The organism is Rubripirellula obstinata (assembly GCF_001642955.1).
GTDB lineage: Bacteria > Planctomycetota > Planctomycetia > Pirellulales > Pirellulaceae > Rubripirellula > Rubripirellula obstinata.
Map to the genome: position 1 here is coordinate 68,497 of NZ_LWSK01000004.1, position 12,722 is coordinate 81,218.

A 12,722-nucleotide genomic window follows, 5' to 3' on the forward strand; every position below is an offset into this window, starting at 1 on the left:
CCCGGACGGGGCGTCAGCACGGTGCCGTGGGCCTTGGCCCACGGGAGTCAAACGCAGCAAAATCCCAAGCCCCGGCAGGGGCGGCAGCGAGCATCCATCGGATCGATTACCCCTCCGGGGCAAACCATGTTTTCTGGCCGATTACCGGTGGCCGTTGGCCACCGGCAAAGTGCTATGCCCCCTCCAGGGCAGTTCAGTGTTGAAAATAAGTGCCATTAGGCGATGCCCACGCGGTTAAACCATTCAGAAACCCTTCACGTTGCGGGGCGATGCCCCAATGCCACTTATCTTTAGCCCCGGACGGGGCGTCAGCACGGTGCCGTGGGCTTTGGCCCACGGGAGTCAAACGCAGCAAAAACCCAAGCCCCGGCAGGGGCGGCAGCGAGCATTCATCGGTTCGATTACCCCTCCGGGGCAAACCATCTTTTCTGGTCGATTACCGGTGGCCGTTGGCCACCGGCAAAGTGCTATGCCCCCTCCGGGGCAGTTCAGTGTTGAAAGCAAATGCCACTAGGCGATGCCCACGCGGTTAAACAATTTAGACGTTGGATCCCACCTGTCCCGCCCCGCGGGACAGGTGGGTGGTGATCACCGAAGAGCGTTTATTTCTCGACGGACTTTTCAACAGGTTCTTTCACTTCGACAAAGTTCATGGACGCGCTGTTCATGCAATAACGCTTTCCGGTCGGCTGTGGCCCGTCATCAAAGACATGACCGAGGTGTGCTTCACACCGCGAGCAGTGCACTTCGACGCGAGGATAAAACATCACGTAGTCCGTCTTGGTTCCAACTTGCCTTTCGTTTAGCGGCGCATAAAAACTGGGCCAGCCGGTTCCTGACTTGAACTTGGTCGCACTGCTAAACAGATCCTGGCCACAAACCACGCATTCGTACACGCCATCTTTTTTGTAATTCCAATACCGATTTTTGCGAGGCGGTTCGGTGGCGTCGTTCTGCGTAACATCGTATTGCATCCGAGAAAGTTTTTTCCGCAATTGAGATGCCGGTGGCTTCACGTAGGCTTCTAAGTTGGCGGCCGCAGCGTCAACCTGCACAGGATCAATCTGCCCGGGAACCGCCTTTGTGACGACGTCGGCTGAACCGGGTGAGGAAACAGCATTGCTTTCTTGTCCGCCGACCCAGGACATTCCAATCAAGACCGACAGTCCAGCGAAGATCAACCAACGACTCATCTCACGTCTCCTTCAAAAGGGATTCGATGCAATTGACGGAACTGCGTTTCGCTTGTTCCAGTCTACATCTTCCGGCCTACACCTTCCGATCTACATCGCTAGGATGAAGTTCCGAAATCAGAATTTTCTATAACCTTTAATACACTTTAGTTTATGGCATCCGTCCAGCTTCGTCATATCCAGCATCGATTTGGCGATTTCCCTGCTCTTAATGACCTGTGTTTGGATATCGAATCCGGTGACTACGTGGCTCTGCTAGGCGAGAACGGCTGCGGAAAAACAACCGCACTGCGAGTCATTGCGGGGCTACTGAAACCCAGCAGTGGTTCGATTTTTCTGGGCGGGGAGTGCATGGACGGAATTCCACCACGGCGTCGGTCGGTGGGAATGATGATGCAGGGCACGACGCTCTATCCGCACCTAAACGCGGCGCAGAACATTGAATTTGGATCGACTGAGAACTCCCCACCATCAGGCTCATCAGCTAGTCACGCGATCGAGATGGTGGGCGTTGGGAACCTGCTAGACCGATTCCCACACCAATTAAGTGGTGGCGAATTACGCCGCGTCGCGATCGCCAAAGCCATCGCTGGCGATCCACCAATTCGACTGTTTGACGAACCCCTTTCGGCGATCGATTCCACGACAAGTTCAAGGTTGGAACGAGACTTAATGCAAGTTCATCAAACGATTGGCGGGACGACAATCCATGTCACGCATGACGCCGGCGAAGCCATGCGGATGGCCGACAAAATCGCCGTCATGCACCAAGGCGGTTTGCTGCAATACGATTCGCCGGAGATTATTTCCAGCCAACCAAACTCAGTACACGTTGCCAATCGTATTGCAATCTCACCGATCAACTGGTTTCAAGCCGCGATTGACGACGACTCTTTGCGTTTCGATCAACCCGATGTCAAAGCGCAGGGTGACTGGTCAGCTTTCCTGAATCGTTTCCCGATGCTGCCCGCAAAAACTTTAGTTGGCGTTCGACCGGAAAGTTTTGCACCGGAGTGTTTTCAGGCGACGGCGAGCCAGTCATCGAAACCACTGCTGAGTGCCAGCTCAGCTAACGTGATCGTGCGAGGTGTTGTCCAGCACCACAGCAACCATTTAGACACCTCCAGATTCGACGCTGATGCAGAAGACATTATGTTCTTCGATGCGGAAACAGGGTTAGCGATCCGATCGGTGGCTTCGCAGTGAGCGAATTGTTAATCGACTACGCAACCATTGCGGTGATCCTTTGTCTTGGCATCTTTGTACAGGCCGCCGCCGGGTTTGCGGGTGGGATGTTGATCGTGCCGCTGTTGATGTGGTTTGGCTATTCCATTCCCGCAGCACAGGTCGCATTGCTGATCGCAACGATCCCGCAAAACCTGTACGGCGTATGGGCACTGCGGAGCGACATTTCCGTCAGGCAACTTGCGATCCCTGGGCTTGCCCGTGTCGCGTTCTTCCCACTCGGGATCTGGGTGCTCGCACGCATGGAATCACTGCCCAGTGAAACGCTGCGACAAATCGTCGGTGGATTTATTTTGGCGGCGACGCTTGCGACCATTTTGATTCGCCCGACGCCACGGCCATCGATTCATCCGCTATGGAGCTGGGTGACGTTTCCGATTTCCGGGATGGTGCAAGGGATGGTGGGAATGGGCGGCCCGGTAATGGTGTTTTGGGTCCAAGCACACGACTGGAACACCCGACAAAGTCGCGGGTTCTTGTTTGCGATGTACCTGATCAGCATCGTTCCTGCGATCTTGATACTGTGGCTCGCTTTTGGCAATCGCTTGCTTGCCCCGGCAGTGATCGCAACCTGCAGCATTCCGCTACTTTGGATCGCAACGCACCTGGGACTGAAAGTAGGATCATGGCTCGGCCGAAAACGATTGCGAATCGTCACGCTCGGCTTGCTGCTTATGACCGGAATCGCCGGCTTGGCGGCACCTTGGATGAGGTAGGTCGCACCGTCGTGAGTGCCACGGCCGTGTTGAGCCGACGTGCCCGACAAGAGTGCAAATTGAAAATGAAAGTTGCTAAAGGTAAACCGAACGCGAAAGTTTTGAAGCTGCGCTTTTGGAAAGCCCGAAAGGCGAAAGATGGACTGCGGGGAAGGTGACGACCTGTTGATCTAAATGAGCCTCGGGCACGTGAGCGAGCGTCCAGCTTACGAATTGTCCCGAAATAACTAATCCCAGTCTTCTCGTAGCTGGGCCGCCAGGGTTCAGTCCATCAGGAGTTGTACCCGACGCCGTGAAGAGTTTTGGTCGTAAAAACACGTGCTAGTTCGTTTAGCCGCGTTGGGCATCTCCCCGCGCGTCGTACTGCCCGAACGCGCGGGGCGATGCCCACGCGGTTAAACAGTTTGATGCCCTTCACGGCTTTGAATTGGATTGTGTGTTGGAAAGAAGTTGACGCAGAGTCGCAAGAGACGCGGGGACGCAAAGGAGTTGGGGAATGGGCAAGACGATGTTGAGTCGTACTTGGTATCGTTTTGCCCTTCCATCGTTTTGCCACAATTGAAACCGCTCATTGACGCTAACAGGACGCTAATAAGAGTCTTGGATGGGATCTTAAGTAAATCTGTAGCTGTTTTGATTAGCGTTTTATTAGCGTCCATTAGCGGTTTAGTATCTCAAGCTTTGCCTTGACTCGTTTGTCTGATGTGGTGCTTGAGAATTGGGTTTATGGGAGTGATCAGATCATGCACGGTGGGACGAGATTGGCAAAAAATTGTTGGCAGAAAAATGATGTAGGGCTACCACAGAGGCACAGAGGAACACAGAGAAGGTGCTTGGTGTTTTTGAGTGTTTTGGCTCTGTGGTTCTCTGTGACTCCGTGGTTGATTTCTGGTCTGAAGAAACAGTGCTTGAAAATCGGGTGTGGAAATTTGTGGGTTGCAAATGTTGAGTGATGCGGTTGTGGTCGTGCGAGGAATAGGTCGGGAAATTGTTGGTAGTGAGTGTGGTTTGGTCCATCGAGTCGAACCGCAAATTTTCGCTAACAGGACGCTAATAAGAGTCTTGGACGGGATCTTAAGTAAATCTGTAGCTGTTTTGATTAGCGTTTTATTAGCGTTTTATTAGCGGTTTAGATGAAAAAGGGTGTTAGGTACCGAATGGGAGTTTGAGTTGTTTTGATGTAGGGGCGTCACGGTCGTTCGGGGTAGATCGCGACGTCGTGAAGAGTTTTGGTTCGGGGAAACACGTGTTAGGTCGTTTAGCCGCGTGGGCATCGCCCCGCGCGTCATGCTGCCCCGCAGCGCGCGGGGCGATGCCTACGCGGTTAAACAATTTAGAAACCCTTCACGGCATTGAGTTGTACCTGACTGAACCCTGGCGGGTCCGGTTACGAAAGATTTCGCCAAATACACTGCGCTAGCCTGAGGTTTTACCACCAGCAGGTTGCGTTTGCCGGCACATCTGAGCTTCGCGAAATACGGCGTTGCGGAGGTCGCCGTGTGTCGCGTAGCTCCCGCACGGCCTACTTCCACAGATTGCACAACTTAGCCGCCGCGATGGCGACTGGTTCGTTTGATTCGGTGCAGATCTTCTTCCTGCGTTAACATTCCCCAATCCAATGCTTGATCCTGGTTGTACTGTTTGCCGAGCGTCATCGCGATCGATGCCTTCGCCATTTCGTAACCGAGATAGAACGCATGGGAAGCGTCAACATTGTCCACCTTTTGCTCGTTAAGCAATCGGTCAAACAACTCGAACGGATCGTCGCCGAACAAGTGAATCCCTGCCGACACCAAGTGGATCAAATCACCTTGAGCGAACAGCCGATAGTTGTTGTCCTTGATCGTGTTTGCAAGTTCAGCCAACGCTTGGTCGGTGTACGGTCGTAACTTTGGATCGCGGAGCATCACCAATTGATCGGACAGCCTTTTTGGCGGGACACGATTGCGCAGACTGTAGGAAACCATTCGCCGAGCAACATCGCACTCGCGAACACTCGAACGCGCCCAATTGATCACCTGGGTTGTCAACGCACTTTCAATCGAAAGTTCCTGACAGATCGCCAGCAACAAAAAATTGATGCCCGCAGAATCAACGTCGGTTAGCTCCGTTAAGTTCCCGATGCCCATCATCATTGCATGATCAGGAAACTGTTTTCGCACCTCGGCGTAACGTATCAAGCTTTCAGTGAAGCCAGCACCGATCGGTTCTAAAATCGGATCCAACCGCATTGGAACTCGCGCAGTTTCTAAAAATTCAATTGTTTTTTCAAAACTTTTTTGATCCCCAGGTGTGTCCGGAACCACGACCACTTCGCATCCCCAATCAACCGCCGCTTCACGGTTGGTTGAATTGACGGACAAGACCAACGACGCTCCTTTATCCGCCGCAACCTTGGCTTCCCAAGCATCAAACGTATCGACTGAAACGCATAGCCCCTGATCAACCAACGCGGCAACGTAATCACCAATCGACAAGCAACGCGAAGTTGGATCGCAACCGAAATCAATGACATTCGCACCGTCGTCGCGGTATCGCATGGCGATCGATTGAACGTCGTTGATTGAGATTCGCGGCGCGTGATTGATCTCTGCGATGATGTCAATTTCGTACTGACTTAAATCTGGTTCGTCGCGTTCCTTACCAAACAATTCCGGCAACCATCGGCAATCGTTTGGACCGCAAATCACCGGTATTTTGTAGTCTTTGGTTAGTAAATCGATTCCATGGCTGCAGTAGCCGGGCAAGATCACATGCGTGGCTTCGGTCGGGACATCAAGGTGCCGTTTTAGCCACCCAGGGGTCATCAATGCAGCAACGGTGATTGGCATGACACCGATCGAGAAGCCGAAACCGTATTGACTTGCGAGGCCTTCAACGATGTCTCGCAAAGAGTGTTCCGCTAGCCGCCCGGTCACAAAATAATAGTGATGACTAGGTTTGGGATCGATGCTGTATTTCATTGGACTAGGTTTCATTTCACGCGAACGCAACTTCGCTTACCGAGAACTCGGGCGACTTGAAACCAACATAGTCGAAGACGCTGTCAAAGAAGACACATGGTTCGCAGCAGCAAATCTTTGCGATGCGAACACGATTCAATTTGAACCGCTTGACGCCCAATCGCTCTTGACGCTTGCAACAGAAACTCTAAGGTTTCGTAAACGAGAGATTCGTCGATGCTTGTCGTGGTCATCCCCGACAAACTTCGTGGCCGGGATCTCTCGTTTTTTTATGCGCTGATCCCAATCGAAAAAACCCCACGGCATCTTTCGATTGCCGTGGGGTTGTGCCGAAGTTAATGATGAGCCGCTGGCCGTCGGGCCTCGGGCCAAGTGTGGTAGGCCCGGCCGCTTACGCGTCGCGGCTCACATTAGTCGTTAAACCGTCTGGGTGACTGAGACTTTAGCGAGCTTGTCGGAAGATCTCAGCGACACCAAAGGTGAAGAAGGTTCGCAATCCAAAGTTGACCGCTTGCTCTTCGCACTTGTATTGCAAGATCAGTGTGTCACCAGCCTGTACGAATGGTCGTTTACGCGGGTCGTTGATCGCATCGGTCAGGTCGATCTCGATCGCAACCTGCCCGCCACATCCGTCTTTGCGGAGGATGTAAAGCAGTCCTGGTGGAACACCTTGTACGCCGCCGCCAAGTGCCTGCCCGAATTGCTGTGCGTTGCCGCCAACAGGTCGGCCAGCGATAGCGATCGCACCCAAAACATCCAAGTCAAAGTCACGAGGTAGCGGGAATTCACCACCGTTGAGCAAACCACCGGTGTAGTACACTTCAGTCTCACGCGATTCGATGTAGACGATGTCGCCATCCTTAAGTGTGATCTGTTCTTCGGTGATGTTTGGAACGACGCCCGGTTTTAGACGCAATGGAATTCGCAAGATCGATGGATCTTCTGGCATCGGTGGTGCACAAACGCAAGGATCCAGTGCTGCGGCTTGCTGCTGAGCGAACCACTGTTGCATGAACTGAGCCCGCATGCGTTGATCAGCTTGGCTGGCACGCAAGACCTGCACTTCGTTCTTGGCATTCAAACCAGGGAGTCCCCCGGTTTCAACCAAGGCGTGAAGCACGTCGTTCTGGTAAGCCGGAAGCTTTACCAGTCCACCGGAAGCACTACGGTCGCTACTACCGGTCAGGAACTGAGCACCAAGGTTTTGGTTGAGAAGACCTTGATTGCCTGCGTTTCCACCATCTTCGCGAACAACAATCACATCGTAGGTCCGCTCTCTAATGATCGTCACAATCGGACGAGCCTTTTCAGGACGCAGAATGTCTTCGTCGATGTACTTGTCACGAATCGCATCGCGAACTTGCTCCAAAGTCAAACCATCAACATCAAGCGGTTCGATCAGCGGAAGTGCCAACGTCCCGTCATCTTGAATCGCGATTGGATAACCGATCGATGGCGGCAAGGTACTTTGGTCTTGCGGGAAGTTGACCGGTGGCGGTTCAGGCGGTTGGTTCGGCGGGTTGAAGGGCAAAACACCTTCAACATAAACACCGAGGATATCGCCGCCCGAAAGCTGATAGTCGCGTGGTGGTTCGATCGATAACAGCGAGATATCGACTGGAATCAAATCGTTCTTCGGCTCAGCAAAAAACTGAGGCGGTAAACGATCTGCTGGAACACCTTCAATGGGCTGCGTCAACGACGCGCATCCACCAAGGGTTGTCGCCATCACGCCGACGGCAACTGCGGTCGAGGCCGAGCGCAACCGCTGGACGATTCGCTCGACAGTTGGAAGTTGAATATTCATCCCTGAACTCTCTTGGTGGATCTTACTTTTCAATAGCCGCTTCAGCACTGGTGCCACATGAACCAACAAGTTCAAGACGACACCCAACTCGCTAAAACGATGGATGGTTAAAAACACGACTCCAAAACAACACGATGGAGATACGTGTTCCAAAATGTTTCTTACTCGAAGCTAAATGGCATTGAGTCGCCGATCGATGAATTGACTTGGCCCGAGGAAATCTCTCGATCAGCGGAGCCAAAAACTTCGTCAACATCAACGCGGACACCGCTGCCGCTGGCGGAATCATCTAGCCCAGCAATCCTTGCATCGCTCGATGAACCGACTGGATTCGCAGCACCAAAGATCGACTCTTCATCGAAGTCCGAACCTTGCGGCGTTGCGTTTGTGGACGCCGAATCAAAATCCAAATCGATGATGTCCTCAATCGCACCTGCAGGTCCCGTCTCGACTGGTCCTGAATCCGTTGCTGGTGCTTCTAAGGCAGGCATGACGCCTGGTTCTTGAATCGCACCACCATCGATGACCTGGCCCGCACCAGCGGCAGGTCCATAGAAGGGATTGGCAACGCCAGCAGCAGGCGTTTGTTGTGCATTTTGGTTGTGGTAGCCGGCCGTAGTGACCTGACCCCAATTCCCAACGCCAGCTTGTTCCGCAGCTTTGACACCCATCGGGTATCCTTCAAACCAGGAATTCACAGCACCTTGGCCTTGAGCCGATTGGTAACGCCAACCCCAGTACTCCTTGGGAGCGATTGCTGGAACGCAACCGTTTCCACCACCTGCGACCTCCATAAAGCCGTCGGTAAATCCGGCTCTGAACTCTTTGGAGTGCTGGTTACAGAACTGATGCTTCTGACAATGCCAAGCCTTTTGGGCCATCGCACGATTGCGATAGTTAACCATGAACTCGTCGATGCAGTGCCCATCACCAATGGCACCCATCATTCCCGAAGTTGTCGTGCATCCGGGAACCCCGGACAAAAACAACCCGAGAGCCCCTGCGCTGAGAGCACAGGAAAGCCAGCGGCGGGCACGGTGACGCCGACCGGCAACGGACTTGCCGCTGCTTGAGCCTGCATCATCTTGATGCAAGCGGGTCAGACTGTTGGTTTGAGAAGCGTTTCGTTGACTGCCCTGTGGGGTAGCTTCTGAATGATCAGAGATACCGCAACAGATTGGATCAACTGGATCGCTTTGGTTCTTTGTAGACGCACGTCGAGCGTCGTTGGAACGAATCGCCATTGTGGCCCCCCTTGGCTTAGTGGCTGCATCCGGTTTTAAAATTGCTTGAGCGTTAACCCATGCACGTTGTGAGGTCTGTGCCATCAATAGCACTTTGCTCTGGATTACTTATCGCCGTTTCGTTATGGCCGGATGAGCCAAAAACGCGGAAAATGCCAGCAGCAACGAAAAACACGGTGATTCCGGCGGTAACGATTACGCAGTTCACACGTGAAATCGCGACAGATCCAACGGAAATGTCGTCAGAGTCCGCACAGCTTTTAGGAAAATAACCGGGTTGGACCAGTTTCTCATTCAGCCCGTCTTTCGACCCTTTATACTGATTCGATCGTCGCACGCAGTTGAGGAACGACACCCCAGCGGTGGAGCCCCACCATGGTGTGGCGTGCTTGCCAATCGCAGCTCAGCGTCTAACGTAGCTACGAGCGACAGGAGACGAAATGAGTGATCCGATGGCGACATTTTAAAGTGGCATAGGCTTCTAACCTGTGTCTAGATGAGCCACAGGCTAGAAGCCTATGCCACTTTTTGTTCCGACAATTACCTCATAAATTCCGCTGCATTTCCCTACTAATTGAAGTGACAAGATGGTTTGGTTGATCGCAATTTGCATCACGATGTCGCTCGCCTGTTCGCTGCTGCTGGTTCCACTGGTCCGTAAAGCTGCCCGAACATTGGGAGCGATCGATCGCCCTGACCAACAACGAAAATTGCAGACGATGCCGGTGGCCCTGGGCGGTGGAGTCGCTGTCTTCGCGGCGATGATCATTGCGTTCGTTGGAACGATCTTGATCGACCGAGCCTTTTTCGGATTCCAGCTTGGATACAACCGAAGCCCCTGGTATCTGCTGTTTGGTTCAGCCGGTGCCTTGCTGCTGGTTGGTTTGGCAGACGACATTTGGAATCTTCGCGGCCGACAAAAGCTGCTCGCACAAATCTTGATCGTTGCCATGTTGGTCGGCAGCGGAACCGTGATCGAGCAGATTGGACTTTTCGGCTACGACTTACCGCTCGGCATTTTTGCATTCCCCGTCACCATGCTTTGGTTACTGCTTGCGATCAATGCACTGAACCTGATCGATGGTGCCGACGGCATGGCAACCACTGTCGGAATCATCATATGCTTGGGGCTTGGTATCGCCAGTTCGATGACCGCTGGTGGCGGCGGTTTCGCGCCGATCGTGGCGTTCGCTCTTGCGGGTGCGATGGCCGGTTTCTTGATGTTCAACAAACCGCCGGCAACCATCTATCTGGGTGACGCGGGCAGCATGATGATTGGGTTGTTCCTGGGCGTCCTCGCGATTTGGACTCGACTCAAAGAACCAACCGTCCTTGCCACTGCCCCAATCGCAATTTTTGCACTCCCGCTGTTCGACTCCTTCGCTGCGATCATGCGGCGTTGGCTTACCGGCCGAAGCATTTATCAGACCGACCGCGGACACCTGCACCACCTGATGCAGCAAAAGTATGGTCGCAAAAAAATGCTGTTGATCGTTGCTGCACTTTGTTTCGTCACGACAACACTTTCGGTTCTGTCGATCAAAATTTCACTGCCGCTGCTACCCATCGTGGGTGTTATGACCGTTGTTGGACTTCTGGTTGCCACCCGCACATTCGGGCACGCAGAATTCCGTTTGCTACTCGGCAAAGCCTCTCACTTCGCGAGTTCATTTGCGATCACGCCCGCCAGCATTAAATCAAAGAAGTATCAGAGTGGAATCTTGATGCAGGGCGCGGGTGCATGGGAAACGATCTGGGAACCACTCGTTGATTTTGCAAAATCGCACGACATGGCTCGAGTGAAAATTGACTTAAGCCTTCCTTGGCTACACGAAGGCTATCACGCCAATTGGCAAAGCGCTCGACTGCCCGAGAAAGCTTCCCAGCTAAAAATCTGCCTACCACTTTTTACCCAAGCCAAGATCGATCCGAACTCCGCGCAGAACGAGAACGCCCAGCTTCCCGTTGGTCCAGTCGAACCGAATCAGATATTGATTGGTCGTTTAGAAATCGTCGCGCCCGCCGATCACAGCGGCGTTTACGATCGCTTCAGCGACTTAGTAGATCACCTAGCCGAAATGGGTGTTCAGGTGGACGGCATTGTCGCGTCACTTGAACAGCAAGCGATTGAAAAACGCTTGGCCGATTCGCAGAGCGATCACTACGGGACTCAAAAACCTGCAGCGGCTCCCACGCAAGAATCGCTCGAAGGATCAGAATCGTTTTCGGCCAGCACAACGTCCTGAGGATTTGTCCCAAAGCATGTTCGTGGCATCGAATTCCATCAAGCCAAAACCTGCTCGCTTTCGCCCCTGCCGGGGCCTCGGTTTTTGCTGCGTTTAATTCCGTGGGTCAAGAGACCCACGGCACCGAGCTGACGCCCCATCCGGGGCTGAAGCAAGCGCCATTGGGCAGTGCCCAACGCCGTGAAGAGTTTCTAACTTGTTTAACCGCGTCGGCATCGCCCCGCGCACTGCGGGCCGCACGACGCGCGGGGCGAAAAGTAGCATGGCGGCCCCCCGCCGTGGACTCACCCCGCGCACTGCGGGCCGCACGACGCGCGGGGCGATGCCCAACGCGGTTAAACGATTTGAGCTGTACACGACTGAACCCTGGCGGGCCCAGCTACGAGAGATTTCGCCAGGTACGGAAATTGTTTCAGGACAGTTCCTAAGCGGCCGGGCCTGCGTAAAGCCCGAGGCGTTACCGCCAGCGGCTCACAAGAAATGTCCCGGCTTCAAAAAGTGAATTGCCCTGCGTGGCTGTCATCCCAAGTTTCGATCAGAACCACATATTGCTAGACTCTGCGAAACACTGCAGACGCGAACCAGGGAACTTAACAAGAGTTCACTTCTTTGGTCGTCTCAAAACCTTCGGCAAGTTTCATTTCTGCCGCTTTCGCTACGCAATCAGCCCCAACGACAACCTCTTGCCGATTCTCCCCGCCGAACCTGATTGCCATCCCGCGGACCTGCTGGAGATTCCGGCGACCGAGCTGCGTCCCTGGTGGTTGGCCTACACACGCAGCCGTCAGGAAAAGCAGTTGATGCGACGTCTGCGTGAGTTGAACATCGACCACTATGCACCACAGATCGTTAAACGCCGGCGGTCGCCCGCCGGACGCGTTCGAATCACCTACCAACCACTCTTCATTAGTTACGTTTTCATCTGCGGTGACGACGAAACTCGCTACCAAGCGACCTGCACCGGCTGCATCATGCAAATCGCCCAAATCGAAGATTCCGAAGAGCTGGTGAAGGATTTAAGGCAGATTCAAAGACTGATTCAGATGGACGTGCCGCTGTCGGTAGAAAGCCGCCTAAAACCTGGCCAGCTAGTAAGAGTCAAAAATGGAGCCTTCGCTGGCTATGAAGGAACCGTCGTCCAAAGAATGCAAGAAACACGCTTGCTCGTTTGCGTCCGATTCATGGAACAAGGCGTCAGTGTCAAACTCGATGACTGCCAACTCGAAAAGATTTGAATGTTAGCTGTTAGCTGTTAGCGATTGAAATAACGAGCTACGCAAAAACCGCAACACCTAATCGCTAATCGCT

The 12,722-nt window shown here is 53.4% G+C and carries 9 protein-coding genes; 4 read left to right on the plus strand and 5 right to left on the minus strand.

Going from position 1 to position 12,722, the window contains the following annotated elements; all coding sequences use genetic code 11:
• Nucleotides 1-602: 602 nt before the first annotated feature.
• Nucleotides 603-1,193, minus strand: a complete 591-nt coding sequence (msrB, locus tag RC85_RS02415; RefSeq protein WP_068258293.1) for a peptide-methionine (R)-S-oxide reductase MsrB — start codon at nucleotides 1,191-1,193, stop codon at nucleotides 603-605.
• Nucleotides 1,194-1,346: 153 nt separating this feature from the next.
• On the opposite strand from msrB, the gene RC85_RS02420 reads away from it, so the two are divergent.
• Nucleotides 1,347-2,399, plus strand: a complete 1,053-nt coding sequence (locus RC85_RS02420; protein ID WP_068258295.1) for an ABC transporter ATP-binding protein — start codon at nucleotides 1,347-1,349, stop codon at nucleotides 2,397-2,399.
• Entirely contained in the window at nucleotides 2,396-3,154 is a 759-nt protein-coding gene (locus RC85_RS02425; protein WP_068258297.1) for a sulfite exporter TauE/SafE family protein, read from the plus strand. Before RC85_RS02420 ends, RC85_RS02425 begins: the two co-directional genes overlap by 4 nt.
• Nucleotides 3,155-4,698: 1,544 nt before the next feature.
• Here RC85_RS02425 and RC85_RS02430 read toward each other — a convergent pair.
• The 4 genes from RC85_RS02430 to RC85_RS02440 all read right to left on the minus strand — a co-directional run bounded on the left by RC85_RS02430 (nucleotide 4,699) and on the right by RC85_RS02440 (nucleotide 9,168).
• Complete coding sequence (locus RC85_RS02430; protein WP_068258299.1) at nucleotides 4,699-6,132, minus strand: DUF6513 domain-containing protein; 1,434 nt, start codon at nucleotides 6,130-6,132, stop codon at nucleotides 4,699-4,701.
• Nucleotides 6,133-6,200: 68 nt separating this feature from the next.
• The gene (locus RC85_RS26570) at nucleotides 6,201-6,350 is read right to left on the minus strand and encodes a hypothetical protein (protein ID WP_157593862.1); all 150 of its coding nucleotides are present in this window, start codon (nucleotides 6,348-6,350) and stop codon (nucleotides 6,201-6,203) included.
• A gap of 209 nt (nucleotides 6,351-6,559) precedes the next feature.
• Nucleotides 6,560-7,924 carry a polysaccharide biosynthesis/export family protein gene (locus RC85_RS02435; protein ID WP_068258380.1) on the minus strand — a complete coding sequence of 455 codons (1,365 nt, stop codon included), beginning with the start codon at nucleotides 7,922-7,924 and terminating at the stop codon, nucleotides 6,560-6,562.
• A gap of 161 nt (nucleotides 7,925-8,085) precedes the next feature.
• Nucleotides 8,086-9,168: a hypothetical protein gene (locus RC85_RS02440; RefSeq protein WP_068258301.1), complete on the minus strand. Its 1,083-nt coding sequence runs from the start codon at nucleotides 9,166-9,168 to the stop codon at nucleotides 8,086-8,088.
• Between the two features lie 587 nt (nucleotides 9,169-9,755).
• Here RC85_RS02440 and RC85_RS02445 point away from each other — a divergent pair.
• Complete coding sequence (locus RC85_RS02445; RefSeq protein ID WP_068258303.1) at nucleotides 9,756-11,414, plus strand: glycosyltransferase family 4 protein; 1,659 nt, start codon at nucleotides 9,756-9,758, stop codon at nucleotides 11,412-11,414.
• A 512-nt stretch (nucleotides 11,415-11,926) separates the two neighbouring features.
• The gene (gene nusG, locus RC85_RS02450; protein ID WP_238383083.1) at nucleotides 11,927-12,649 is read left to right on the plus strand and encodes a transcription termination/antitermination protein NusG; all 723 of its coding nucleotides are present in this window, start codon (nucleotides 11,927-11,929) and stop codon (nucleotides 12,647-12,649) included.
• Nucleotides 12,650-12,722 lie beyond the last annotated feature (73 nt).